Origin of the sequence: Azospirillum sp. A29 (genome assembly GCF_042604625.1) — a bacterium.
GTDB classification, from domain to species: Bacteria; Pseudomonadota; Alphaproteobacteria; order Azospirillales; family Azospirillaceae; genus Azospirillum; species Azospirillum palustre.
This window is the reverse complement of record NZ_CP170470.1, coordinates 211,434-235,916: the sequence shown is the minus strand read 5'-3', so window position 1 is coordinate 235,916 and position 24,483 is coordinate 211,434. Positions and strand designations below refer to the sequence as shown.

Annotated in this window: 32 protein-coding genes and 1 tRNA gene; 13 read left to right on the top strand and 20 right to left on the bottom strand. The window is 65.1% G+C overall.

Annotated features, from left to right (window positions below):
* Positions 1–83: 83 nt before the first annotated feature.
* From ABNQ38_RS36805 to ABNQ38_RS36780, 6 genes are all read left to right on the top strand, one after another.
* Positions 84–1,262 carry a lytic transglycosylase domain-containing protein gene (locus ABNQ38_RS36805; protein WP_377811885.1) on the top strand — a complete coding sequence of 393 codons (1,179 nt, stop codon included), beginning with the start codon at positions 84–86 and terminating at the stop codon, positions 1,260–1,262.
* Positions 1,263–1,419: 157 nt separating this feature from the next.
* Complete coding sequence (infA, locus tag ABNQ38_RS36800; protein ID WP_012977999.1) at positions 1,420–1,638, top strand: translation initiation factor IF-1; 219 nt, start codon at positions 1,420–1,422, stop codon at positions 1,636–1,638.
* 25 nt (positions 1,639–1,663) lie between these two features.
* Positions 1,664–2,296 (top strand): Maf family protein, encoded by a 633-nt coding sequence (locus ABNQ38_RS36795; protein ID WP_377811884.1) that lies wholly within the window; start codon positions 1,664–1,666, stop codon positions 2,294–2,296.
* Positions 2,283–3,542, top strand: a complete 1,260-nt coding sequence (locus tag ABNQ38_RS36790) for a ribonuclease E/G (protein WP_377811883.1) — start codon at positions 2,283–2,285, stop codon at positions 3,540–3,542. The genes ABNQ38_RS36795 and ABNQ38_RS36790 overlap by 14 nt, the downstream gene beginning before the upstream one ends.
* 30 nt (positions 3,543–3,572) lie before the next feature.
* Positions 3,573–3,836, top strand: coding sequence for a DNA gyrase inhibitor YacG (locus ABNQ38_RS36785; RefSeq protein WP_377811882.1), 264 nt, complete (start codon positions 3,573–3,575; stop codon positions 3,834–3,836).
* Between the two features lie 118 nt (positions 3,837–3,954).
* A tRNA-Phe gene (locus tag ABNQ38_RS36780) sits at positions 3,955–4,030 on the top strand.
* A 193-nt stretch (positions 4,031–4,223) separates the two neighbouring features.
* On the opposite strand, the gene ABNQ38_RS36775 is transcribed toward ABNQ38_RS36780, so the two are convergent.
* Positions 4,224–4,466, bottom strand: coding sequence for a hypothetical protein (locus ABNQ38_RS36775; protein ID WP_377811881.1), 243 nt, complete (start codon positions 4,464–4,466; stop codon positions 4,224–4,226).
* 109 nt (positions 4,467–4,575) lie between these two features.
* Between ABNQ38_RS36775 and ABNQ38_RS36770 the strand changes: the two genes are divergently transcribed.
* Positions 4,576–4,734: a hypothetical protein gene (locus tag ABNQ38_RS36770; protein ID WP_377811880.1), complete on the top strand. Its 159-nt coding sequence runs from the start codon at positions 4,576–4,578 to the stop codon at positions 4,732–4,734.
* A gap of 18 nt (positions 4,735–4,752) precedes the next feature.
* Here the strand turns inward: ABNQ38_RS36770 and ABNQ38_RS36765 are convergent, their stop codons facing one another.
* The 4 genes from ABNQ38_RS36765 to ABNQ38_RS36750 all read right to left on the bottom strand — a co-directional run bounded on the left by ABNQ38_RS36765 (position 4,753) and on the right by ABNQ38_RS36750 (position 8,505).
* The gene (locus tag ABNQ38_RS36765; RefSeq protein WP_377811879.1) at positions 4,753–5,340 is read right to left on the bottom strand and encodes a glycoside hydrolase family 108 protein; all 588 of its coding nucleotides are present in this window, start codon (positions 5,338–5,340) and stop codon (positions 4,753–4,755) included.
* Positions 5,243–6,898 (bottom strand): transposase, encoded by a 1,656-nt coding sequence (locus ABNQ38_RS36760; protein ID WP_377811878.1) that lies wholly within the window; start codon positions 6,896–6,898, stop codon positions 5,243–5,245. Before ABNQ38_RS36760 ends, ABNQ38_RS36765 begins: the two co-directional genes overlap by 98 nt.
* 465 nt (positions 6,899–7,363) lie before the next feature.
* Complete coding sequence (locus ABNQ38_RS36755; protein ID WP_377811877.1) at positions 7,364–7,684, bottom strand: putative quinol monooxygenase; 321 nt, start codon at positions 7,682–7,684, stop codon at positions 7,364–7,366.
* Between the two features lie 29 nt (positions 7,685–7,713).
* Entirely contained in the window at positions 7,714–8,505 is a 792-nt protein-coding gene (locus ABNQ38_RS36750) for an SDR family NAD(P)-dependent oxidoreductase (RefSeq protein WP_377811876.1), read from the bottom strand.
* A gap of 96 nt (positions 8,506–8,601) precedes the next feature.
* Between ABNQ38_RS36750 and ABNQ38_RS36745 the strand changes: the two genes are divergently transcribed.
* Complete coding sequence (locus ABNQ38_RS36745; RefSeq protein ID WP_377811875.1) at positions 8,602–9,513, top strand: LysR family transcriptional regulator; 912 nt, start codon at positions 8,602–8,604, stop codon at positions 9,511–9,513.
* 217 nt (positions 9,514–9,730) lie between these two features.
* Here ABNQ38_RS36745 and ABNQ38_RS36740 read toward each other — a convergent pair whose 3' ends face one another.
* The 9 genes from ABNQ38_RS36740 to ABNQ38_RS36700 all read right to left on the bottom strand — a co-directional run bounded on the left by ABNQ38_RS36740 (position 9,731) and on the right by ABNQ38_RS36700 (position 16,023).
* Complete coding sequence (locus ABNQ38_RS36740) at positions 9,731–10,261, bottom strand: hypothetical protein (RefSeq protein ID WP_377811874.1); 531 nt, start codon at positions 10,259–10,261, stop codon at positions 9,731–9,733.
* A 10-nt stretch (positions 10,262–10,271) separates the two neighbouring features.
* Positions 10,272–11,177 carry a hypothetical protein gene (locus tag ABNQ38_RS36735; RefSeq protein ID WP_377811873.1) on the bottom strand — a complete coding sequence of 302 codons (906 nt, stop codon included), beginning with the start codon at positions 11,175–11,177 and terminating at the stop codon, positions 10,272–10,274.
* Positions 11,178–11,196: 19 nt separating this feature from the next.
* Entirely contained in the window at positions 11,197–11,529 is a 333-nt protein-coding gene (locus ABNQ38_RS36730; protein WP_377811872.1) for a hypothetical protein, read from the bottom strand.
* A 33-nt stretch (positions 11,530–11,562) separates the two neighbouring features.
* The gene (locus ABNQ38_RS36725) at positions 11,563–11,784 is read right to left on the bottom strand and encodes a hypothetical protein (protein ID WP_377810625.1); all 222 of its coding nucleotides are present in this window, start codon (positions 11,782–11,784) and stop codon (positions 11,563–11,565) included.
* A 35-nt stretch (positions 11,785–11,819) separates the two neighbouring features.
* Positions 11,820–12,215 carry a hypothetical protein gene (locus ABNQ38_RS36720; protein ID WP_377811871.1) on the bottom strand — a complete coding sequence of 132 codons (396 nt, stop codon included), beginning with the start codon at positions 12,213–12,215 and terminating at the stop codon, positions 11,820–11,822.
* 106 nt (positions 12,216–12,321) lie between these two features.
* Positions 12,322–13,194, bottom strand: a complete 873-nt coding sequence (locus ABNQ38_RS36715) for a phage portal protein (RefSeq protein ID WP_377811870.1) — start codon at positions 13,192–13,194, stop codon at positions 12,322–12,324.
* A gap of 7 nt (positions 13,195–13,201) precedes the next feature.
* Positions 13,202–14,881, bottom strand: a complete 1,680-nt coding sequence (locus ABNQ38_RS36710) for a terminase large subunit (protein ID WP_377811869.1) — start codon at positions 14,879–14,881, stop codon at positions 13,202–13,204.
* Positions 14,882–14,884: 3 nt separating this feature from the next.
* Complete coding sequence (locus ABNQ38_RS36705) at positions 14,885–15,469, bottom strand: terminase (RefSeq protein ID WP_377811868.1); 585 nt, start codon at positions 15,467–15,469, stop codon at positions 14,885–14,887.
* 164 nt (positions 15,470–15,633) lie between these two features.
* Positions 15,634–16,023, bottom strand: a complete 390-nt coding sequence (locus tag ABNQ38_RS36700; RefSeq protein WP_377811867.1) for an HNH endonuclease — start codon at positions 16,021–16,023, stop codon at positions 15,634–15,636.
* Positions 16,024–16,232: 209 nt separating this feature from the next.
* On the opposite strand from ABNQ38_RS36700, the gene ABNQ38_RS36695 reads away from it, so the two are divergent.
* On the top strand, positions 16,233–16,727 hold the full coding sequence (locus ABNQ38_RS36695) for a BLUF domain-containing protein (RefSeq protein ID WP_377811866.1): 495 nt from the start codon (positions 16,233–16,235) through the stop codon (positions 16,725–16,727).
* Positions 16,728–16,825: 98 nt separating this feature from the next.
* Here ABNQ38_RS36695 and ABNQ38_RS36690 read toward each other — a convergent pair whose 3' ends face one another.
* Entirely contained in the window at positions 16,826–17,149 is a 324-nt protein-coding gene (locus tag ABNQ38_RS36690) for a hypothetical protein (RefSeq protein ID WP_377811865.1), read from the bottom strand.
* 288 nt (positions 17,150–17,437) lie between these two features.
* Between ABNQ38_RS36690 and ABNQ38_RS36685 the strand changes: the two genes are divergently transcribed.
* Entirely contained in the window at positions 17,438–17,725 is a 288-nt protein-coding gene (locus tag ABNQ38_RS36685) for a DUF1778 domain-containing protein (RefSeq protein WP_377811864.1), read from the top strand.
* A 155-nt stretch (positions 17,726–17,880) separates the two neighbouring features.
* Positions 17,881–18,258, top strand: coding sequence for a GNAT family N-acetyltransferase (locus tag ABNQ38_RS36680; RefSeq protein ID WP_377811863.1), 378 nt, complete (start codon positions 17,881–17,883; stop codon positions 18,256–18,258).
* A gap of 37 nt (positions 18,259–18,295) precedes the next feature.
* Here ABNQ38_RS36680 and ABNQ38_RS36675 read toward each other — a convergent pair whose 3' ends face one another.
* From ABNQ38_RS36675 to ABNQ38_RS36655, 5 genes are all read right to left on the bottom strand, one after another.
* A complete protein-coding gene (locus tag ABNQ38_RS36675; protein WP_377811862.1) occupies positions 18,296–18,772 on the bottom strand; it encodes a hypothetical protein in 477 nt (158 codons plus the stop codon).
* 94 nt (positions 18,773–18,866) lie between these two features.
* Positions 18,867–19,670, bottom strand: coding sequence for a hypothetical protein (locus tag ABNQ38_RS36670; protein WP_377811861.1), 804 nt, complete (start codon positions 19,668–19,670; stop codon positions 18,867–18,869).
* Positions 19,667–19,999: a hypothetical protein gene (locus ABNQ38_RS36665; protein ID WP_377811860.1), complete on the bottom strand. Its 333-nt coding sequence runs from the start codon at positions 19,997–19,999 to the stop codon at positions 19,667–19,669. The genes ABNQ38_RS36670 and ABNQ38_RS36665 overlap by 4 nt, the downstream gene beginning before the upstream one ends.
* Before the next feature lie 271 nt (positions 20,000–20,270).
* Entirely contained in the window at positions 20,271–21,413 is a 1,143-nt protein-coding gene (locus ABNQ38_RS36660; RefSeq protein WP_377811859.1) for an AAA family ATPase, read from the bottom strand.
* Positions 21,410–22,033 carry a toprim domain-containing protein gene (locus tag ABNQ38_RS36655; RefSeq protein WP_377811858.1) on the bottom strand — a complete coding sequence of 208 codons (624 nt, stop codon included), beginning with the start codon at positions 22,031–22,033 and terminating at the stop codon, positions 21,410–21,412. Before ABNQ38_RS36655 ends, ABNQ38_RS36660 begins: the two co-directional genes overlap by 4 nt.
* On the opposite strand from ABNQ38_RS36655, the gene ABNQ38_RS36650 reads away from it, so the two are divergent.
* Positions 21,998–22,963, top strand: a complete 966-nt coding sequence (locus ABNQ38_RS36650; protein ID WP_377811857.1) for a tyrosine-type recombinase/integrase — start codon at positions 21,998–22,000, stop codon at positions 22,961–22,963. The genes ABNQ38_RS36655 and ABNQ38_RS36650 overlap by 36 nt on opposite strands.
* A gap of 518 nt (positions 22,964–23,481) precedes the next feature.
* Positions 23,482–24,438: a glycosyltransferase family 2 protein gene (locus ABNQ38_RS36645; protein ID WP_377811856.1), complete on the top strand. Its 957-nt coding sequence runs from the start codon at positions 23,482–23,484 to the stop codon at positions 24,436–24,438.
* Positions 24,439–24,483: the final 45 nt, after the last annotated feature.

The following is a 24,483-nucleotide window of genomic DNA, read 5'->3' as shown; positions in this document are numbered from 1 at the left end:
TCCGGCCATGCCCACGCTCGTGGGCATGGAAAGACGGGGCTTTCTCCCGGCAGGCTCGGCCGGTCCGTAGCGAAGTGTGTGCCATGAAGGTTGCGCAGCCCCCTCTCGCCCCCGTTCCGGAGCGCAAGCCCGACGCTTCCTCCACGCTCACCGACGGCACCGTCGGCGAGCCGTCCTTCCGCGACACGCTGGTCCAGACCAGCCGGACCGGCGCCGCAACCGTGCCGGTCGGCCGGCCGGCGAACGGCCAGAAGACGCCGCCCTTACCGGCCGCCAAGCCGCCTGCCCCGATCCTGCTGAGCGACGGGACCCAGGTTCCCCTGCCCGCGGCCAAGCCGGTCACCCCCATCCGCCTCGCCGACGGCAGCACGGTGCCGGTTCCCGCCGCCAAACCCGAAGCGCCGGTCCTGCTGGCCTCCGACTCCGCGTCCGCGGAGACCGCGGCGCCGCGCGCGCCCCTGCCCGGACTGAAGCCGGCGGTACCGGCCCAAGCTCAACCGGCCCAGACAACGCCCCCGCCAAGCTCCGCCAAGGTGGCGGATGCGGTGAAGGCCGTTGCGGCCGAGGATCCGACCGCCACGCGGGTGCTGGTCGCCTCGCAGCAGGTCGCCGGCCTGTCGGGCCACAGCTTCACCGCCATCCTCGCCCAGGCGACCCAGGAAAGCGGGCTGGACAGCGCGGCGAAGAACAGCCGCAGCTCCGCCGCCGGCCCGTTCCAGTTCCTCGAATCGACTTGGCTCGACCTGTTCCGCCGCCACGGCGCCGCCTATGGCCAGAGCGAGCTGGCCTCGCACATTCAGGTCCGCAACGGGGTGTCCAGCGTCAAGGATCCGGCGATCCGCCGCCAGATCCTGGAGCTGCGCCACGACGTCGACCTGTCGGCCGGCATGGCCGCCCGCTATCTGGCCGAAGGGCGCGAGGCGCTGGAAAAGCGGCTGGGCCGCCCCGCCAGCGAATCGGAAAGCCGCATGGCCTATGTTCTGGGCTCCGGCGGGGCGGCGAAGCTGATCCGCGCCGCCGAATCGACGCCGGGGGCGGTCGCCGCAGACCTGTTGCCCAGCGCTGCCAAGGCCAATCACAACCTGTTCCACGACAGATCCAGCGGCCGCGCGCTCAATGCGGCGGAAACCGTCGGACGCCTGACGCGCCGCATGGAGATCGACCAGCGCGAGATGTTCGCGGCGATCGGCAAGGCGATGGACCAGCCGCGCCGCCTGGAAGAAGGCGGTGCATCGCCACTCAACCCCTATCAGTCGGTCTGACGGGACGCGGGTCAGGGGGCATCTCCGGCACGCAACGCGGGTCTGCCCCGCGCGAATGGCTGCGGCCGAACGCATCGGCGGTGGGAATCCCCCTTGACCCGGCGGCCTTGGAAGGTCAGTTATTGCCGCGAAACTATTAGGACGGACATAAGGGCCTATGGCAAAGGAAGATCTGATCGAGTTTTCCGGGACCGTCGTCGAATTGCTTCCGAACGCGATGTTCCGGGTGAAGCTCGACAACGATCACGAGGTTCTGGCGCACACCTCCGGCAAGATGCGTAAGAACCGGATTCGCGTCCTGGCGGGCGACCGCGTCAATGTGGAAATGACGCCGTACGACCTGACCAAGGGCCGCATCACCTTCCGGTTCAAGTAGCATCCTTGCTGCATCGCGGTTCCCCGTGACGATCCCGTCCAAGGCGCCCCGGCTGGTGCTGGCTTCGGCCTCGCCCCGCCGGCTCGACCTGCTGTGCCAGATCGGCATCGTGCCCGACGCGGTCGATCCCGCCGATCTCGATGAAACGCCGTTGCGCGACGAACTCCCACCCCAGCACGCCCTGCGTCTGGCGGCGGAGAAGGCGTCGTGCGTCGCCGCGCGCCATCCCGATTCGTGGATTCTCGCCGCCGACACCGTGGTCGCCTGCGGCCGCCGCATCCTGCCCAAGGCCGAACGGGAGGAGGAGGCACGACGCTGCCTGTCCCTGCTGTCCGGCCGGCGGCACCGGGTGATCGGCGGCATCGTGCTGCTGGTGCCCGACGGGGATGGCCACCGCCGGATCGACCGGCTGGTCCGCACCGACGTCACCTTCAAGGTGCTCGACCGGTCGGAGACCGACGCCTACGTCGCGTCCGGCGAATGGAAGGGCAAGGCCGGCGGCTATGCCATCCAGGGCCGGGCGGGGGCGCTGGTGCGCTGGATCGGCGGCTCCTACAGCAACGTCGTCGGGCTGTCGCTGCACGAGGTCGCCGGCATGCTGCACGGCGCCGGCTTCCCGCACCCTCCGATCCCCCATCCGAACGATGAGCAGGCTTGAGCTGCTGGTCGACCGCGACGGCCCGCTGACGCGGGCGGCGGTGCTGACCGATGGCCGCCTGACCGACCTGCACATCGACCATGCCGGCCGCCCGTCGCTGCTCGGCGCCATCATCCTCGGCCGGGTGGAGCGCATCGCCACCGGCCTGAACGGCGCCTTCGTCGACCTCGGGAACGGTCCGGGACATGGCCTGTCCGGCCTGCTGCCGGCCGCCGACGTGCGCCGCCCCATCCTCGACGACGACCAGCCGCACTCCCGCGCCCAATCCAGCTCCCATCGGCCGGGCGCCAGGCAGGCCCCCATCGGCGCGCTGCTGCGCACCGGCCAGCCGGTGCTGGTGCAGGTGAAGGCCGACGCCGCCGGAGCCAAGGGTCCGTCGCTGACGATGGACATCACCCTGCCCGGCCGGTTCCTGGTGCATGCCCCGCTCGGCCGCGACATCGCGGTGTCGAAGCGCCTCGGCTCCGGTCCGGAGCGTGCCACGCTGGCCCGCCGCATCGAACAGCTCGCCACCGGCGCCGGCTGGATCGTGCGCGCCGGCGCCGCCCAGGTATCCGACGCGCTGCTGGCCGCCGAATCGGAAGCGCTGCACCTGCAATGGCGCGCCATCCGCGACGACGCCCGCGCTGGCTCCGCGCCGCGGCTGTTGCATCCCGGCCCCGACGCCCCCACCCGCGCCCTGATCGAACAGGGCGCCGCCGCCCCGGCCGCCATCCTGGTCGACGACCCGCCGCCCACAGACGGGATCAGACTCGGCGACGGACCGCTGCTGTCGAGCTTGCGCGACTGGTGCGGCCACCACGCCCCCGACCTGCTGCCGCGCCTCGGCGGCCACACGGACGCCCAGCGCCTGTTCGACCTGCGCGACCTCGACTCTGCGATTGCCGGGCTTCTCGACGTCCGGGTGCCGCTGCCGCTCGGCGGTTCGCTGGTGATCGAGCGGACGGAGGCGCTGACGGTGGTCGATGTGAATGCCGGGGAGCGCGGCAACCCCTTGGACGTCAACCTCGACGCCGCGGCGGAGATCGCCCGCCAGCTTCGCCTGCGCAATGTCGGCGGCATCGTGGTGGTGGATTTCGTCAACATGCGCAGCCGCGGCGATGCCGAGCGTGTGCTGGCAGCACTGTCGCAGGCGGTGGAAAGCGACCCGGTGCAGACCCAAGTGTATGGCATGTCCAAACTGGGCCTGGTCGAACTGACCCGGGCCCGCCGCGGCACGCCGCTGGCGGCCCTGCTGCGGCCCTGACTGCTTACAGTTCGTTACGGAGGCCTTCCCTTGTCCGACCCTCGTTCCCCCGGCGCACCGCAGCGCTCCCAGCCCCATGCCCGGCCCCAGACTGAGGCCCAGGCCCAGGCCGGCACCAAGGTGGGCACCAACTGCCCGATCTGCGGCCGCCCGACCGAGCCGGCCACCCGCCCCTTCTGTTCCAAGCGCTGCGCCGACATCGACCTGTCGCGCTGGCTGGGCGGAGTCTACCGCATCGAAGGCCCGGAAACCGCCGATGTTCCGGGCGGATCCGACCCTGACGAGGGGCTGTGAGAGGGGTCGAAAATTTTTTGAATTTTCCTCTGGACAGCCCGTCCGAACCTCTCTAAAAAGCGCCCCACACGACGCGCCGCACCGACCGAAACGGTCACCCACCAAGCGGCGCTGAGATGCCCAGGTAGCTCAGTTGGTAGAGCAGGGGACTGAAAATCCCCGTGTCGGCGGTTCGACTCCGTCCCTGGGCACCACCCTCCCTCCTTTAAAATCAACGGGCTGGTTGGTGCAGGCGAGCCTGAAAAGGCTTTTTCGCCACTTTTGGCGTATCCGCTAAAACCCGCAGAAATCCTACTCCGCCCGAACGCGCCCGCATTGACCTGTGGCGGATGTTGTGGCGAGCCTTGTGGCGTAGGGGCCGCCCGCTTGGAGCGACCCCATCGAGCATTACACCCCACCAGTCCCCCGCACCACCTCGTCCGCGTGGACGATGATGTCGCGTGCGGCCGGCGGGACCATGTAGGCGGTCGCCGACGAGATAGCGGTCACGCCATACGCCAGCACCTCGTCCGGTATATCGACCCCGGCATACTGGCGCAGCGCGGCGCCAGCGGTCGCGGCAACGACGCCAGCGAGACCGGAGGCCCAGACCTTGCGAGCCGGGATCAAGGAAGCCATTCGGAAAGCCATGGTGATTGCTCCTCCTTGGGCATGAAAAAGCCCGCAGCCAGGAAGGCGCGGGTGGGGATGAATTCGGATGGTGGTTGTTGGACTCGGGCAACCGACATTGGAGAGCGTCATGAGTGACAAACCCACCGAAGACCAGCCCGTGCAGGGCGAGGTCAACAAGCAGGCGCCGGAGACGCCATCGACTAGGAACGACTCAAAACCGACCAGCTCAGGTAAGCCGAGTGATCGCAAAGGGCAGACGCGGGAGCCGGGATACGACGAGGCGTGAAGGCCAGAGAGCGAGCGATCAGGCCTCCATGAACTCGGCCAGCCGGTTGAACCAGCCGGCGGCGTTGAGCGCCTGATCGTCGGTGCGACCGCGCTTCCGGGCATCGCCCGAGATCAGGTCGCCGTAGAAGCACATCCGGGCCACGAAGACGGAGCGCCACAGCCCGGCCGCGTCACTACCGTTCACCGCGGCCAACGTCTTCGGCCCGACAACGCCGTCGACCTTCAGCGCCGGCCGGCCAGCCAGATCGTTGACCGCATCCTGCAGCCACATGCCAGCGCGGGCCGGGTCATGGTTGACGCCCGAGTCAATGACCAAGGCGCGCAGGGTGCCGTCGACGATGCCGGAGAAACCCGGCTCCTCGATGTAGCGGGCGCGATAGATCGCCCGCACCTCGGCCTCGTCCAGCGCGGCGACGTCGGTCGCAGTGACCGGGCGCTTCCGCCAGCTCGTCAGCGTCTTCAGCGTGATGCCGCCCTTCGTCGGGCCGCCGCGGTCGCTGGACCGATCAGTGTAGCGGGGCCAGCCCTCCCGGCGGAGGATGGCGTCGATGATCGCTTCGGTGGGGTCGCGCGGGATCGCCGCGCCGACGGGCATGGTGGACATGGGGGTTTCTCCCATTGGGCTGGAGAGGAAATAGAAAGGCGGTTGTTGGAAGGTGCTGCTGTCTGACGAGAGTCAGCGTTTCCTCCCTCAACTCGGGGCGCCAACTGGCGCCCTTCTTCTTTTCAGGCTTTGGATCGGCCGGCTGGGTGGACAGCAGCGGCAGGGACAGCAGCCAGAGCCGCACCACGCCGGCCGACAGCAGATACGGCGCGTAGCAGGCAACATCGACGAGCCGTCGGAGGAGTGGTGGCGGTGTTCTGAGCATGTCGCCCTCAGCAGGCGACATGACGGCCTGTTCGAACCACAGGTGCTGGCGCAGACGGGCCAAGGCATCGGCGAATGTGGGCGCTGGTTTCGGATACCAGATGGCGCGTCGGGGCGACAGAGCGAGGCGGCCGGCATTCTGATGGACGTACAACGTGATCAACGAGTAAAGCCCGAACAGCAGTGGGGCGGTGCGGAATATGGCCAGGTCCGCCCACTGTCGCTGGGTCTCAATGCCGAGATGGGCCCGGCTCTCCTCATATGTCGTCTCCATCGTCCAGCGGCGGTTGAACCATTCCAAGACGGTGCGTGGTGGCACGGACAGATCGGTGCAGAGGAAGGCCTCCGGATCGCGCCCGCCATCGGGATAGCGCACCATCACCCAGAGGATCGGCACGATCGGCTTGCCCTGGTGATGCCACAGCGCCGTTCCGGAGGCATAGTCGATCCAGCCGCCGGGGCGCCACCGGGTTCGGCTTGGTTGAGCCGCCCGGTGCCAGACGGTAGCCTTGTCGGTCAGGCGGGCCCGCAAGCTGGGCTGGCGGGCGCCCTTGACCACCTGCCGCAAGGTCAAGGGCGGGTCTGGTGGCGGATCGAACAGGCGGGCATCCAGGCGCAGCCGAGTGATCGCGACCATGTGCGGGCTGACGGCGTCGAGCAGGGTCAGCGCGGCGAATTCGCCGTCCATGACGGCGACCAGCAGCCGATCCGGTAGCCAGCGGTGCAGGCGCAGCAGGATGGCCCGGGCCCAGACGGTGGTCGGTCGGTAGCGTCGGCCCTGCATCTCGCACCAGGCGCGGCTCGGCACCAGTGCGCTCAGCACCGGTAGTCCCCAGATGCGGCCGGCGAACGGAACCTCGACCAGCAGCATGGCGGTCATCCAGCGCAATCCGCGGCTGGTGACCGTCTGCTCCGTCGAGGACCGGGCGGAGTCGAAGCAATGGATTGCTGGGCGAACATGGGCTCCCCGGCGCCGTTCAAGAGTATGGTCGACACCGAAGATGATTGGGCCGTCCGGGACGAAGGCGCCAACCAGGGCGTTCAGCAGGGTGCGTGCGAGCTTCAGCCCCGACCAGCGATTCCGGTTGAGCACGCGGTGAAAAGCGGCGAAGCCGGGATCGTTCGCCAAGCCGAGGGTGCGCAGCAGGTTGGCGACGGTGCGGGGACCAACCGCCAGCACCGCTCCGACCGCGAGCGCGGCCACCGTAGACCGAGTGCGCCCCGAGAAGGCGACCAGATAGGGCCACAGCCAAGCGACGAAAGTCGGAGGAAGGGGGACGGCGAGCTGTGCCATGGGGCACCTGTGGTGTCGTCGGACGTTGACCAACCAACAACCTTTCGCCGAAGGCATCGCGACGCTCGCGTATGACAGGACAAGCGTCCTGAAATGCGCGAAGTCGAACAAGAGTTTCGACTTCGCGCATCCTGGGACGAGATCGATGATTGCCGGCTTACCTAAAGCACCGTCTTCAGAGTTGCCCCCCCGATGCGCCGATCGGTGAAAACTCGACGCACCGGGCGAGTGCAACGGTATATCTTTATTGTGGAGATACCGGGGGCGGGGTGATACCCCCCTCCTCAATCGACGGACCTCCAGCGAGCCAGTTGGCGAACCGGCCACTCTCTTCGACGTTCACGTTGGCAGAGCCCGCAGGTGGCCATGCGTCTTCACCCACTTCAGTGCGTCAGGGGTGATGAGGAGCGGAGCCTCGGTTCCAACACTGGTGCCGTCCGCCGCGGCAAGAAACCCCGATCTTCATCAGTGCTTGATCGTGGAAGGACCGCCGGCCACGCGATGCGCGCGGAACAGCGTGAAGTCTGCGATCAGCCGGCCACCTCCGCTGGCCTGGAACCGCTGAATTGCGGCGCCCTGCATGTGTTTGCGCCAATCGGCTTCGCTCGCCCAGGTCTCGGTGAAAACGAGCATGCGGGGGTCGTCGAGCGACTGGTTCAGTTCAAAGCGGACGCAACCGGGTTCCTGCAGGGTGTCCGCAACGAGACGTTCCTGCAGTTCACGCAGCTTCGCTTCCTGACCGGCGACGGCCACCGCGATGGCGACGACCGTAAGTGCCTCAGGCATATCGCCCTCCATCGGTTGGATTGTGCCGTTCAGGCGAGAGAATTGATCAGGCCGCCCTCGACCCGGATCGCCGCCCCGTTCGTGGCGGCCGAAAGCGGGCTGGCGAGATAGGCGACGAGGTTGGCGATCTCTTCGGCTTCGATCATCCGTTGCAGCAGCGAGCCCGACCGGGCGCCAGCGAAGAATTCTGCCTCGGCCTGCTCCGCGGTCGCATCCGGAGTGCTCGCCACGCTCTTGAGGAACTCGACGATTCCTTCCGAGCGCGTCGGGCCGGGCATCACGGAGTTGACCGTGACGGCGGTGCCCCGGGTCAGGCCGGCCATACCCCGTGCGATCGAAAGCTGGGCCGTCTTGGTCATCGCATAATGGATCATCGCCGGATCGACGGCGATGCCGGTCTCGCTGGAGATGAAGATGACGCGACCACTCTTCCGGTCGAGCATGCGGGGGAAGTAATGGCGGCTGAGACGCACACCGCTCAGCACGTTGATGTCGAAATAGCGCTGCCAATCGGCGTCCGTAATGTCGGCGAAGGGCTTGCTCTCGTAGATGCCGAGATTGTTGACCAGGATGTCCACATCGGGGTGCTGCGCGATGATGAGAGCAGCACCCTCCGCAGTCGTCACATCGGCAAGAACCCCCTGAACGCCATTTCCGGCCGAACTCTTGATGCTGCCGATGGCAGCGTCGAGCTTGTCCCGATCCCGTCCGGTCAGGATTACATGGGCGCCTTCTTGCGAAAGCTTGCGGGCGATCTCCAGTCCGATCCCAGCGGTGGAGCCGGATACCAGTGCCTTCTTCGATTTAATCTTGAGGTCCATCTCTGCTCTCCAGGTTTGATGGATTGTTATTTATCGCTTGGGGAGGAATTCGACTATGTAGTAGAAGAGAAAGATACCTATGAATGGAAGGACATAATGGCCCGTGTCGTCATGGAGCGATCGGGAGAGATGGAGGTTTTCACCCGTGTGGTGCGCGAAGGCGGCTTCTCCGCGGCAGCCCGTAGCCTCGATCTGACCCCGTCTGCGGTCTCCAAGCTCGTGGCGCGCCTGGAGAAGCGTTTGGGCGCCCGTCTGCTGGTCAGAACGACCCGGGCGCTGAGCCTCACGGAAGAAGGGCAATCCTATTACCGGGCGGCGCTGCGCATTCTTCAGAATATGGAGGAAGCCGATCAGTCGGTGTCCGGTGGCGCGATCAAGGGGCTGCTTTCGATCAATGCATCGCTGCCCTTCGGGCGAATGTTCGTCGCTCCCGCGATCCTGTCCTTCCTCGCCAAGCACCCCGAACTGACGGTCAGCCTCAGCTTCACCGATGACGTTGTGAGCCTACTTGCCCACCAGGCCGATGTCGCCATCCGTATGGGAAGGCTGCCGGACAGCGCGCTTGTGGCAAGGCGGCTCGGGCAGAGCACGCGCGTGGTTTGTGCCGCTCCGTCATACCTTGATCGCAGAGGCACGCCCAAGGTTCCCAGCGATCTTCAGCAACATGACTGCCTGATGTTCAACTTCCGAAGATCCGATGTCGGTTGGCCCATGGAAATCGACGGGCGGTTGGTCGAGCAGCAGGTGGGTGGACATGTGCTGGTGAATAACGGCGAAACGCTTCGGCAGATGGTGCTGGCTGGGGCCGGCATTGCAAGGCTTGGACGCTTCCATGTGGCCGACGACTTGGCGCGGGGCGACCTCGTGCCGCTTCTGGAGGCGTTCAATCCTGGCGACATTGAACTGATACATGCGGTCTACGTCGGTGGCGGACCGGTCCCGCCGCGGGTAAGGGCCTTTATCGATCATATGGCGGCCGAATTGGCCGCATCTCCTCTTCTGGAATAAAGCCGATGGAAACACTCACCTGAATATTGTGGCGACCGCGACCGACGGTGGGACGTGTGAACCAGCTCCTAAGCGAGACGGCAGTCCTAGAATGCGCAAAGCCGAAGATCACTTTCGTGTAGTTGCCCCAAGATGATCAAGCATAGGAACCTCCAGGCATGAAAAAGGCTGCTCACGGCGGCCGGAGTGGACGGTGGTTGGAGTGTTGTCGCGACGGTCAGGGAGCCGGGTAAGCCGCGCTGTCCCGAGCCGCCTGGATCGCTTCCAGCGTATCAGCCGCTCCGATAGCCTCATTGACCCGCTCACGCTCGCGCTCGATCCGCCGGCCGACCACCTCCCAGGCCGCGGTGACGGCCTCCCACTCAGCCAGGACAGCGGAGACCGTGACGGCGCGAAGGTCCGCACGGTCGCCTGCCCACGGGTAGGTGGCAGCGGCCGCGTTGGCCAGGCGCCCCGCCTCGATCCAGCGTTGCGTTTCCGCCTGCTTGGCAGCGTATGTGGTGGCCTGTCCTGGAACGGCAGTCAGGTAGGCTTCGCGGGCGTTCCCGGCAGCCGTGTTGTTGGCTGCGACCGCGGCCGCGCGGGCAGCAGTCAGGATGGCGGCGATTTCCTCCGGCGGGATCGGCTCCACGTCCCAGACGCGCTTGATCCGGCCATACTCCGGCTCCTCGATATCGGGCTGATGCGTAGCGGCTTGGCGTTCATAGCGGGCATCGAACGCGCGCGCAGTGGTTTCGAAGATTTCCATGCGTCACCTATCAGGGGAGAGTGCTGAAGCCGGAGGGAATAGAGCCGGAAAGGTCGGCAGCCCTAAATCGGGCGGTGAAAGCCGTGCTGTTGGACGCTCCAACCGCGGGAAAAAGCGAGCTGGAAAGGCCTGTAAATGCAGGGTTTGTCCCTGCCGCCGGATCGCCCGACCCCTGCCATACCCCATCCTTTCTGAACCAGATGCTCCCAGGCCCCGTGTTATCGACCGCAACGCCGACCACATTTCCTGCCGCCCATGTGGAGCCGTAAGCACCTGAACTGCCTGAGTTCTGCTTGAAGCCGTTGGTGCTGCGGTAGGCCGCCGTCTGTGTCGGCTGGGTTTCGAAGTTTGTGAATGCGCTGTCTACCACGCAGACGGCGGCATCCGTACCGCCACTGACGCAAATAAATTCGAAGTAAGCTTTCATGTTAGGGATTGCATTTACAGCTCTAGCAGCAACCCAACCACTTGGTGACGTGAAGGTAATTGTCAGGTTGTTGTTGCTCAACGTAGCTGTCGTACTTTTGGCCATCGTGCTGAACATCTGCGACGATACCAAGCCGTTGCCCCCGATTGCATACCAAGCGGAGTTGTCCGTCACGAGGATGACGGACTGCATCGACGCGAGCGTGATCGTCAGGGCGCCGCTGACCAGTTCTGAGCCGGCGGGGTCGATGGTGATCACACCCCCGCCGGCATTGATGACCAGGACCGGGAAGCCGTTGGGCAGACTGGCTGTGGCAGGCAAACCGAGCGGCCATGTGCCGGTGGCGACGATCAGCTTTCCGGCATCGGCCGCCGTGACCGTGTAGGCGCCTGACTTGGCGACCGTCGGGAAGGACGCAGCACCGGCGGTAAAATTGCCCGAATGATAGACCGTATTCCCGTCAATGGTGACCGCGCCGGATTGCGGCACGACCACTCGCTCGGTCGCGTTAAAACCGAGAGCAATCCGCGAGGTCGACGTGCCACCGAAGCGCACGAAGCCGTGGGTGGCCGATGATGCCCAGCGAGCGGTTGATCCGCTCGGCCGCAGTGCCGACACCGGCCGCGGCGGTGTCCATGTCCTTCTGGACGGTGCCGACGGCCCGCTTGACCGCCCGCGACGCCTGATCCAGGCGGTCGAAGGCTTTGTCGACCTTCGACAGCGAGCGGTCGATGCGGTCGGTGGTGCCGCCCACAACCTGCGCCGCCGCCTCCATCTGCTCGCGCAGCAGGGCGGTGGACGCCTCGATGGGGATCGAAAGGCCGGCCAGATCTTCAGCCATGGGGTGCCCCTGGAAATACGAAAGGCCGCCCGGTTATGGAGGCGGCCTTCCCGCGGAACGCTGCGACAGGAACGAGACGAACTCTTCGGCGGCTTCGGCCGGATCGGCCGGCTCTTCGTCCTCGTCCTCTTCGGCCGGCTTGCCGAAGGGAGAGGTTGCGACGATGAAGGCCGTCGTTCCCTTCAGAGCGATCTCGAGCAGCGGAATGGGCGTGTCGAGCACGACGTCCGGCGGCCAGTCCTTGGCCCCCAGCACGCGCTCGACCAGATCGTCGAGATAATCCTCGAAGGTCAGGAAGCGGCGGGCTCGCCGGCGTCGGCCGTCGGCGCCGCGTCGCCGTTTCCCGGCTTGGCCGCCGCTGCCGCGTCGTCGGCCGCGCGCTCCTCGGCGGTCCGGCCGCCGTTCAGCAGCATCATCACATACTGGTAGAGCACCCGCGCCATCGGGGTGATGCCGAAGTCGAACAGCTCCTGTTCGGCGTCCGCCGGGGCCTTGCCGCTGCCGGCACAGTAGATGCCGAGCACGGTCTCGTAATCGACGGCGATCAGGCTGTTCAGCGCGTTCTGCAGGCCACCGGTGACCTTGGAGATGATGCCGGCGGCACGCGGGGTGCAGACCAGGGGAACGTCGGCGCCGTTGACGGTGACGATGGCGACGCCGCGGGCATACTTCGGAACGGTGCTCATAGCGGAAATCCTCGAATGTCAGGGGAAACGGGGTGTCAGGGCGGGCAGGAAAAAGGCCGGCGACGCCCTGACACGCCGCCGGCCTCGCACGCGCGGGCCTGGGGGCTTAGCTGCTGCCCTTCGGCACCGGGGTGTAGCTCTCGACCAGCTCCAGCTTCAGCGTGCGCTTCCAGGTGTCGCTGGAGCCGCCGGGCACGCGGCGGGTGGAGGTCACCAGAGCACGGAAATAGAAACGGGTGCCGTGATGGCCGGCCAGCGGCAGGCCGGTGGTGGCGTCACGGTCGACGTCGTTCTTTTCCAAGTAGAAGTTGTAGGCGTTGGGGTCGATCATCGCCGCTTCCAGGCGCTCGCGGGCGGGATCGTCCTCGATGTCGGCGATGGTCAGCTGCATCGCGCCGGGATCGACGATGCCCTTTGCCTTGTAGACCTTGCCCTCGTCGGTGGCGTTGAACTTGATGACCTCGGCCTCGTCGCCGAACTCGCCGAAGTTCTCCACCTTGCCGACGCGCAGATAGGTGTCGGCGGTCATCTGACGCACCATGACGCGGCAAGGGTCGACCGGGATGAACTGTGTAATCTTGGCGCCGGTCCGCACGATGATGGCGTAGGCGTTGCCGTGGACCAGCACCCAGGTCTGCATGAGCTGCTTGAACTCGAAGGCCGTCTGCCAGCTGTTCGGCTGATAGGCGAGCAGGTCGAACAGCGGGTGGGCCTCGTTCTTCACGACGGAGCCGGCTTCCCGGCGCATGAGGAAGATCGGCAGCATGCCGATGCTGCTCGACACCAGATCGACGCAGCGGAAGACGGCCGAGTTGCGCAGCGCCTCGTCCACCGACACCGTGGTGCCGGACAAGGCCCCCGTGCGCAGGAACTCCAGCAGGGACGGGTCGTCCAGGCCGGTGAAAAGCTGCCCGCCGGACGCCTGGGGCCGCTGGCCGCCCTGCGCCCGGCTGGTGCGGAAGAAGTCGAACAAGCCCATCAAGGCCTCACAGGATCAGCAGGCCGCGGGTCGCATAGACCGACGGACCGCGGGCTGCCGGGTTGGTCGCCATCAGCGCCACGGCGTTGAAGCCGGCCATCAGCGGGTCGATCTTGGCCGAGCCGCTGACCTGCTTGGTGATCGAGATGGCGTTACCCTGCTGGACGATGCGGGCATTGCCGACGCACCACGCCATCATCGGCCGGCCGCCATGCGCCGCGGTCTTCGACGCCAGCCGGCGCTCGGCCGTCTTGATCGCGCCGTTCAGCTTCCAGCCCTGGCTGATGCCGATGATCCGCTCCAGCGCGATGCCGCGCCCGGTCAGTTCGTCGACGATCTCGCCGATGCCGGCGGCGTCGACACCGATGCCCTGTTCGGCCAGCAGTTCGGCCTGCTCGATCTGCATGACAATGTCGGCCAGCTCGACCACCGCCTGGGCTGGATCGTCGACGATGGTCAGGTCGCCGTCCTTCTCGAAGTCGAGCAGGCGCGGCGCGATCTCCTTCCGGCGCTCCAGCACGATCCGGTGCGCCCAGGCGCGGTGCCACATCAGCCAGCGCCGGCTTTCCCGGCAGCGCCCCAGCACGGCCAAGCCCAGCAGGTCGTCCAGCCCGCCGCCGTCGATCCCGACCACCACCACCTCGCAGCGGGCGAGGATCGCCTCGAGCGTCAGGCCCTCTTCGCCGCAAACCTCCCAGAAGTCCGCCCCGGCCCAGCGGTCGGAGCCCATGTTCAAGCCGACTTCGACGTTCAGGTGCTTCGACATGAAGCCGCGGACGGAGCCCTCGCCGCCCAGCTGGGCCTTGGCATACTCGTCGAGCAGGAACTCCTCGTCGACCGACGCCCCCATGTTGGGGTTGGTGACGTAGAAGTTTTCCGGCCGGAGATGCGCCTTGGCTTCCAACATCGCCTTGGGGAACTCGTAGAGCACTCCCAGCGACTTCGGCGCCCGGAGCTTGCCGTCGCGGATGTCGCGGAAGCGGGCCAGCCACTGCTTGAAGACGCCGGCCGGCGGCTCCTCCCCCTGGGTGGACAGGGCGATGACGAAGCCCTCTTTCCTGGAGGTCAATCCGCCGCGGGCCTCGCGCAGCATCGCCTCGGCGTTCGCCCGCGTGCCGAAGACGTGCAACTCGTCGATCAGCACCCCGGTGGCCTTGTTGCCGGTGACGACGTCGCTGTCGGCCGCGAGGATCCTGAGCGTCGCCCCGGTCGTCCGGTGCTCGATGGTCTTGAGATGCGGGATCGGCTTGAGGATCTCGAACAGCTCCGGATCGGCGCCGATCATGGCCATGGCCGGATCGGCGGAGTTCTGGGCGATCTTGATGGTGGGCGCGATGATGATGAACTCGGCATTCTGCCGCCAGTTGCGCAGCAGCGCCGTGACCATGATCCCGGCGGCGATGGTCGACTTGCTGTTCTTCTTGCTGATCAGCAGCAGGAACTCGTTGATCAGCCGCCGGCCGGTGTCCGCGTCGTAGGCGCCGAACACCGCACCGACGAAGTCGAACACGAATTGCCGGCACGCCTCCTCCATCGTCGGGCTGCCGGGAACGTCGACGAGCTTCAACGCGCGGAAGATCTTCAGCGCCGCCTCGGCCTCGGCCGCGAACAGCGGCGGGCACGGGATCAACGACTCGCCAGCGACGATGCGCCGTTCCCAGTCGGGGCATGCGGTGGTCCACTGCATGCGTCAGCCCTTCGTGTTGTCGACGGCGAGGCGCGGCGGCGCCGGGGGAGCGAACTTGTTGCCGGGCTTGGCGGCTTCCTGCGCCTTGGCCTTGGGCTCTTCCTTCTTGCCGCCGCCGATCCCGACGCCGGCAACCTCCTTGGCCACCGCCAGGGCCTGCACGATGGTCTTCAGCGTCATGGATCGGGCCGGCAGGCTGCTGATCGCCTTCAGCATCGCGGCACGGCGCCGGCCGTCCTTGTCGTTGGCGGTCTCGATCCCGATCAGATCCTCCAACTCGCCGGCATGCGAGCTGACGGCGTCGAGTTCGTCCAGCATCCGGCCGGCGATCTCGCGGGCGTGCTCGACGTGGTCGCGTTGCTCGTACGGGAGAACCGGACGGGCCGAGCGGTTGACGGGAGGCAGGATTTCGGCGACCGGCGAGTGCGCACGCGGCTGTGCACTGCGCACCCACTCCCCGGCCTTCGCCCGCTTGCGGATGTTGGCTTCCGAGACGCCGAAGCGCTCGGCGATCTGGCGGTTCGACAGGGTTCCGGCCCGGAAAGCGACCTCGATGGCCGTCCAGTCGATGTCGTCGCGTTTTGCCATGGCCGGTCGTGCGCACCGCAAAGTGCGCACCTCAAATTTATCCGGAGGGGAAAAAACTCTGAATGGGGGGAGGCGCGGTCCCCCGGTCGGCCGCCTCCCAGACTTTCGACCGCCCCCTCCCCTGCAACAGAGCGACACATTCTTGCATCGCGTTACAGAATGGGTCAGCCACGCGCGAACCCCTGATCCCTGGCCGTCCGCCCCGAGTGGCAGGGCTTGCACAGCACCCGCAGGTTCGAGCGTTCCAGACGCAGGTCGGGCCGGTCGGTGATGCTCTCGATGTGGTCCACCTCAGCCACGGGGGTGGTGGCTGTGGCCTCCCGCTTGCGCAGCACCACGATGGCACCGCACGCCTCGCAGCGGCATCCCCGTTCGATCACCACCGCATCCCGCAGCTTCTCCCAGTCACGGTCATAGCCACGCTGGCGGGCCGAACCGCGAGTCTCGTCCAGCCGACGCTTGCGATCCTGCTCCGACGCCACGGGTGCCAGGACCTTACCGGTGCGGGTGTCCAAGATGGACAGGGGGGATCTCAGGGTATGGAGACGTGCCATCACATAGCCCCTCTTCCGCTCGGCTTTCCGCTGAAGGTGCCGTCTGGGCTGCTATCTGAAACCTGCTTTCCCACGAAATCTCATTGTTACAATGCAGAAATTCTTCGATACATTTTGTTCAGTGACAATAATTAACACACATCCAATCTTTGGTTCTCCAATGAAAATTGCTGCTCTTCATAGCCATTCCCAAACTTCTGGAGATTTGGATGATAATCTATGCTTTTCGCAGCGAGCTTAAATCTATTATGTCATACACCGATATGCAGGACATATGTCTTTCATCTGCCAGAAACAACAGAAAGTGGAATGTTACTGGCTATATGGTTGAATGTGGTGGGGTCTTTCTCCAGGCTTTGGAGGGACCAGAGGACGCTGTCACCTCGATCTTTCGAAGGGTCGTCAACGATCCTCGCCATCATCACGTCGACCTTCTCCTGTCCAACGATGGAGTGGCTCGTCGGCAGTTCGGCGCTTGGGCAATGAACCTGATGTTCCTCGACGACCCCTTGCTTTGGAGAAGAGTTATCGGCTCCTTAAGCCCCTATGACGACTTCCTTCATCGTTCGCAGGACCCGATCTTCGCGCTTGGCCTGTTGTCACTCGCCTATCAGTTCGCTTGCTCCGCAACGAGCGTTGATGCTGCCGCAACCGGACTGAAGCGCGGTCGGGTTCCGAGGATTCAGCATATGCTGAGAAGCTGAGAGGCGCCGCGTCTGCCAAAGCACACGCAAGCGAACGGCCTCCACCACCGCGATCATCTGAGACAGCACGTCAGACGGGATGCTCAGCAGTTCCATGATCAGGCCGCCTGCTTGATGGTGGCCAGGGCCGCATTGACCATGACACGCATCTCCGCAACGGCACCGCGCACCTCCGAAACGATCAACTCGTTCTGTTGGGCCATGGCGGCGATGCTGGCTGCGGTCTCCATCTGGGCTTGCGCCGTGCTCTTCAATGCCTCGACAACGATCTGAGCGTCAGGGCCGTGCTGTGGCCGCCGGGACCAAATCCATAGGCCAGCGACGCAGCCGATCACCAGAAGCGCTGTGATCTGAGCGGCCGGCGACAGGATGGCGATACGGGCGAGCGTATCGCCGACGTCGGGCAACGGCAAAGTGTCCATCGTGGCGAAGCTCCAGAAACGACGAAACCCCGCAGCGGATTTCTCCGGCGGGGTTTCGGTCAGTCACACCTCAAGCGGTGCATGGCGTCAACTATTGCAGGGAAATCCTTTCAAAACCCTTAACCAATCGATTTTGCCGGTTTGGATCGTCGCCATGGCATGATCCTGCCGCGTTTCGGATGCAGTGAGTTCACAGTGTATTGACACTGTCCACACAGCAACCATATATACAACGTCAACACACTGGGCCGTGATCACCAGCGGCTCCCTTGCCTGGAGGCCGGGCGAATGCTGAGAAACCAAGATACTGACGCGCAGTCCGTCACGATCAACATGCGGGTTCCGCCGAACAAGCGCGAGTTGATCGACCGCGCCGCCAAGCTGGCCGGCAAGACCCGCACCGAATTTGTCATTGAGGCTGCCTTCCACGCGGCTGAGGATGCCCTGCTGGACCAGCGGGTGTTCTACTTGGACGATGCCAGCCACAAGCGGTTCTTGGAGATGCTGGACGAACCCGTCGGAGACATCGACCGGCTCCGCGCCCTGATGGCCGGGAAAGCCCCGTGGGAGAAGTGACGCCACCACCTGGGCACGAAGCCGCCATCACTGCCCCGGCCCCATTGACCGAAGGTCACGATCTGGGCCAATTCGATTGTGGCGTTCCGGTCCTGAATGACTGGCTTCGGAAGCGGGCACTCAAAAGCCACGTCTCGGGTGGATCGCGTGTTTTCGTGGTCTGCCAGGGGAGCGCCGTCATCGCCTATTACTGCCTCGCGATGGGCGCCGTGTTCCATGAGCAGGCCACCGGAAAGGTCAGGCGGAACATGCCAGACCCGGTTCCGGTCGTGGTCCTGGGGCGGTTGGCGGTGGACGGGCGCTGGTCCGGCAAGGGTCTCGGCTCGGCCCTGCTGCGGGATGCGGTACGCAAGGCGCTGAAAGCGGCGGAACTGGCTGGGACACGCGCCATGCTGGTCCACGCCAAGGACGACACGGCCAAGGCCTTCTACCAAAGGCACGGCTTCGCACCGTCGCCCGTCGCCCCTCTCACGCTAATGGTGACGCTCGACGACCTGGAAAAGGCGATGGGCCGCCGAGCCACTACGGATTAGGATAACTCCATGCGTCTCCACTCACACTACCCGCCGATCAAGCCAACATAGCCCCGGTAGCGCTGCCCACCGTTGGGCAGGATTTGTCGATTAGCCGCTTTGTCGATAGGTGATTAGATATCGCCGCCGTGCAGCTTACTTTTGCCACCCGGTGCGCCAACCGCATAGCTGGATGCTCACGCGCAAGCCAGCGATATACCAGTTTACGTTTCCCATATTTTGCTGCCATTTGCTCGGCAATGCCTTGATTGTCGGAATGCAATATCAAAAGACGAGCCCTGAGACCATGCCGCCTTAACCAACGCTGGACAACAATCTCTGCTCGTTGCAAAGCGAGCATTTCAAGAATGTTGGTGTTTTTTCGGCGGGGGAGTTGGCCACTCATTACATGAGGCTTACGTCCGCCAACGAACGCAACTGCGCCCCAAGCAGCACAAGTATTTCTAAGAGTTGCATCGACGAATACTTTAACAACAATCGGCTCCAATTCCTGTTCCGGTTCAAGAAACACCATTTAGAACATTTCCTTATCTTAACGCCTAATGGATTGAAATAGCGAGCCGTCTAAATTCATTGCGCCACAACAATCGTTCCGCTTTCGCCATAATTCAAGCCCACGGCTCTGCCGGCACACCGAACCCCACAAGCCTGTGGTCCCGCAGCACCACGCGCCGCAGCCTCCGCTCAAGCGCCATCATCCCGGCATGCCACGCCGCATAGATAGCGTTCGTGTTCGCGATCCAGGCATCCGACGGATACGGCTCCAGCGGGCACCAGCGCGTAACCACCTGACGTCCGCCGTCGTCGGTGATGCGGTAGGCGAAACCCGGCTCCTGCGACGGGAACCACCGCCGGCCGTAGCGGTCCAGGATCGGCACGCCCCGGCGCCGCAGATCGGCCAACAGCACCGATTGCAGCGGCAGGTCCACCCACTCCGCCCGGACGACGTGGCGCACCGCTCCGCGCCGGCTTTCGGGCACCGGGACGGGGACCAGCGTCTGGCCGCCGTTGGACCAGTCCGGCCGGTCGCCGAGCTGGGCGTATTCGAACACCAGCCCGCGTTGCCGCCAGTCGGGAATGGCACGGATCGCGTCGACCACCGCCTCGGCGTCCGGGTGCACCCGGGGCTGGACTCCCCGCATTGGCCCGCCGCCGTCGACCCGACAGCCGCCCGTCTCCCGCCGGCGCATCAGCGAAGCGACGCCGTCGCGGCTGCTGCCCTGCGGCTCCCGGTCGGGATGGTCGAGCGCGGTCTCCAGGTCGAACAGCGCGCCGCCGGTGCGGTCCGCCTTCTGGTCGCGGATCGCCCAGATCGCCAGCCTCTCGACGTCCACCGGCTGGCGGGTGTCGGGGGCCGCGGCATCGTTGGCGGGCCGCCGCTCGGAACCGGCGGGAACGGTCGCAGCGGTCATGCAGCCCACCCGCCGATGCCGCGCCAGGCATGATCCACCGTCGTCGAGGCGTGGTGCCCGGCGGTGCGGTCAAGATCGTCGCAGATGTCCACCATCGCCGCGGTGCCGCCCAACGCGTTTATCCGCTCGCCGATGCCGCGGATGTCTGCCCGCAGCCCGGCCTCGGTCGGATCGTCCGGCATGGCGCCGCCGGCCCCCAGCCGCTCCCGGTTCGCCAGCAGGGCGCGGGCCTTGGCCTCCAGATCGCTCTGTAGCCGGAACAGCTCGACCACGCCGTCGGCGTGATGGCCGGCGGATGCCAGCACGGTGCGCTCGGTCTTGTCGGTCATGTGGTCACTCCCATGGCTCGAAGGCCTCCAGCCCACAGGGCCGCGCCGCAGCGTCCCTCGCGGGCGTGCGCGGTATAGGGCTTTAGCCCTATACTCGGAGGTCGGAAGGTCAGAAATGCGTTTTGGATCAACGGGTTACAGACAGGTCGGAAGGTCGGAAAAGGTCGGAAGCGAGGTCGGAAGTTTGTTGTTTTCCAAGCACTTACCAGTAGGTCGGAAGCTCGGAAGGAGGTCGGAAGGCAGGTCGGAAACTGGGTCGGAAGGATGCGCATCAGGGTTTCCCTTCCTCATCCGCGAAGCGGAACGTGTCCGTGCGGATGTACTGTTGCCGCTTGGACGGCGGGCCGATCTCGACGATGGCCAGCCGCTTGTCGGCGAGCAAGGCGTCCTTCACCCCTTCGATCTGACCGCGGGTGAACCGCCGGGTCATGGGGTGCTGCATCAGGGCCTTCACCACATAGGTGCGGGCGAACTTGTCGGGACTCATGCGGGTGCCGTTCCGGCACAACTGGTCCACCGCCTTGAGCACCGACACCTTCAGGTCGATCTGGTCCACCCGGTCCAGCGGGCCGGCATCCGCCGGGGCGTCTACCCGCACGAACGCACCATGCTCCCAGCGTATCTCGATCTGGCCGCCGGACTTGGACTGGTTGGACTTCATGGTCTTCAGGAGCCGGATATCGCCATCGTCGTCCTCCTCTCCATTCTTCGGTTTGGGTTTGGTCAGATACAGCCGGGAGCGCACGGAGTTGTTCCAGGCCGTGGAACCGGAGATCCCCGATCCGCTGTTCAGACCCGCCAGCGACGGATGAGCCGTTAGGATCACCGCCCCGTTGGTCTCCAGCGCCAGCTTGCGCAGCGCCGACACGAAGCGCCGCACCTGATTGCGGATGATCTCGTTGCCGGCGAAGACGTCGGCCAGCGTGTCGAGCACGATCAACTGCGCCCCGACATCGAGCACCTTCTGCCGGAGCTGCGCGAAGATCGCCGTCGGCTTCGGCGTATCGTCCCGGCGGTCGAACTCCATCAGGACGTTCTCCGCGCCGACGCGGGACATCATCCAGACGTCCTCCAGGTCGCCCATCTCGGTCCCGTACAGGGTGTTGATGGACTGCTGGCGCCGCCACAGCTCGTCCTTGTCGTCCTCGCAGAAGAAGCCGAGGCCCCTGCATTGGGCCACCTTCATGCCGAGCCAATCCTGGCCGAGCGCGGCGCAGGTCAGCAGCTGCTGCATCAGCAACGACTTGCCCAGCCCACCGTCGCCGGAGAGCATGCAGACGGTGCCGCGGAGGACGCAGTTCTCGACCATCCAATCCAGCGCCGGAGGAGTCCGGCCCTGCCATTCGATGGGAGAGAATGCCTCGAAGGGCGCCAGCCGCCGCTGGTTGGCCGGCAGCGGAGTCACATTGCTCATGCCGCCACCGCCCCGCGCGCCATCAGCGCGTCGTTCCAGTCGCCCTCCAGCGGCGCCTCGATGTCGACCAGCAGGCCGCGGCAGGCGAACAGGTCGGCGGCGCGCTGAGCGGCAGCAAGTCCGGTTTCCCCGGCATCGGCGAACACCACCACATGCTCGACGCAGTCCGGCAGGGCGACGCTGTGCATGCGGCCGGCGCCGTTGGCCGACCAGACCGGCAGGCTGTAGATCTGACGGGCCGACAGCGCCGTCTCGATGCCTTCGGCCAGCCCCAGCACCCTGCCCGCCCGCGCCAGCCGCACGGCGCCGTCGCGCATCGGCCCCTTCCCCTTCTTGCGGGGCTTCACGTCCAGCTTCCCGCGCCCGTCCGGTGTCAGGTAGATGCGCTGGACCGCGGTGATGGTGCCGGCGCCATCCTGCATTGCCGCCACCAGCGCCGGGAACTCGCGGCGGGCGGTGGCGTGCCACAGGGCGGGGGCGAAGCGCAGGGTCGGCGGCAGCGGCAGGCGGATGCCGCGCCAGCGCAGATAGGTCTCGGCGACCGTGCCGGCGAGGGGCCGGGCGTTGAACCAGATGGCGCGCGCATGCTCCATGCGGGCGCGCTCGGTCGCCACATCCATGAGCGCGATAGCATCACCGTCGACAAGGCCCTGGACGCCTGGATCGAGACGGTCGAGACCGTCGGTCGGCACGGTCGGGAACCGGTCTCCCCAGCCACGCTGCGAAAATACAAGGAGCGGGCCAAGAACCACATCAGGCCGCTGCTGGGCGACGTTCTACTGGCGCAGCTCACGACGCCGCGGGTGGTCGAGTTCCGCGACGAGCTGCTGAAGCGCTGCGCTAGGCCGACCGCCAAGAAGTGCCTGACCGACCTCCGGTCCGCCCTGGCGGAGGCACGCCTGCGCGGGCAGATGGTCCTCAACCCGGCGGCCGACGTCTCCATCGTGGACAGTAACCGGCGCCAGCGCCGGCCCGAGATCCCGACCATCCGTGAGATGCAGGCCATCGAGCGTGCGCTGCGGCAGCGCCGGGATGATCGGGACTGGCAGCGCTTCTATGCCATGTTGACGACGCTTCGCTGGAGCGGCGCCCGGCCGTCGGAGGTTCGCGCCCTGCCTGAAACCGGCCTTCACCCGAGTCGCGGGCAGGTCCGGGTGATCCAAGGAGCAGACGAGGATGGGCTGATCGGCGCACCGAAGACAGCGAACGCCTATCGGATGATCGACGCACCCGATCTGCTGTTCGACGTGCTGGCAGAATGGCTGATGATCCGGCAACCGCCGAGCAAGAACCCGCATGCGCTGGTGTTTCCGACACGGAACGGCGCGCCGGTGTCGCTCAGCAACCTGACCGCCCGCGCCTGGAGCACGGTGCTGGAAGACGCTGGACTGGAGGGCCGATACCCTCTCTACTCGCTGCGGCACTACCGCATTTCCGAGCGGCTGGCGGCGGGAGAGAACATCCACGTCGTGAGCGAACAGGCCGGGCATGCCGACGCCGGCTTCACGCTGAGGGTCTACGGCCATGTTCTCCGGGAAGGGCTGCGATAGGCTCGCTGTGGCGGATTTGTGGCGAGACGACACAACCAAACTGCGGAAGTATTGATTTCCCTAATCAGAGTAAAAATCCCTGTGGGTCCTGAAAATCCCCGTGTCGGCGGTTCGACTCCGTCCCTGGGCACCACCCTCCCTTCTTTTAAAATCAGCAGGTCGGTCGGTGCAGGCGAGCCTGAAAAGGCTTTTCGCCGTTTTTGGCGTACCGGCCATGAACCGTGGAATGCATAGCCTGAGCGGGACACGGCCCTGCGAGCTTGCGGCAGACATGGTGAAGGGCTATACGCCCCTTCGGATCATCCCTGTTTCCTCTATCGGAAACGCCGAAGCTGGACCGGTCAGGGCCTGGAATGTGGTCGTGGCTGAAAGCGGGGACGGACCCGCTAGCCTGACAACAAACTTGCCCGGTAGGAATGCGGCTTGCGCTGGCTGTTTGCAACAGCGCAGATCCTATCCTATTGTTGAGATATCGCTTTGTTTCTATAAGCGCGATTGGCCTGTTCCTGGAAATTCTCATGAAATACAGCATCGTTCTTAGCGTTCACAACAAAGCTCATTATCTTGATGTTTTTCTCGATCAACTTCGCCGATCCGCCCGTGAAGCGGAACTGGTGGCCGTCGACGATGGAAGCACTGATGGCACTCAAGCGATTTTAGGATGCTATGCAGACCGGCTGATCGTTACCAACGACATCTGGGAGGTCCGTGCAAACAACGCCGGAATTGCTGCCGCGACCGGAGACTGGGTCGCCATCGTGCAGGATGACGATTTTATATTGGCAGCCGACTGGCTTGGTGTCTGCGTCGACTTCATGGAAAGCAATGGGATCGACATCCTGAGCGGTCGCGGAGTCGGACAGATTGGTGTTCGTTGCGTAGGCTCTGAAAATCTTCCACAAAAATCCTGGCAGATACCGAACAAGATAGAAGTATTGGACAATATTCCGGACCCGCCGGTAATTGACGGGGACCATTATGTTTATCTCCACACCATTGCCAAACGGTTCCGATTACCTTCGGACAATCGGTTCGAATCCATGGTTACATTATGCCCTATGGTGATTCGTTCGCCTCTGATCCTATCCCGACGAGTATTGGATATGGTCGGCCTTCTTGATGAGGGCTTTGCCCCTCTTCTTTATGACGATCTCGATTACTGCATGCGGGCAAATGCGCATGGGCTGAAAGTGGCATTCACCAGCATACCCCATTTCAGTCGTTTTTGCGGTGGAAGCAAGGATCTCTATACCGACCCGAACAAGCAACGCCTCTTTCAGGAGGTCGAGCGCCGCAACAGGCACAAGCTTCTGGCACGCCATAAACATCGTTTCGTAAATCCACAGGAGATTTCCGTGCGGAATGTTGGGGTTCTTCGCTTCGATCTATTGCAGCCTCGATTTTTCTCCTGCGCCGGCTTTGCCGATGCGTATTTCTCCGCCCAATCATGGGTTCCTTACTCTAAGGACCCCTAAGAGTGCCCATCAAAACCTCCGCTTGACGGGCTGAAGACGTTGTCC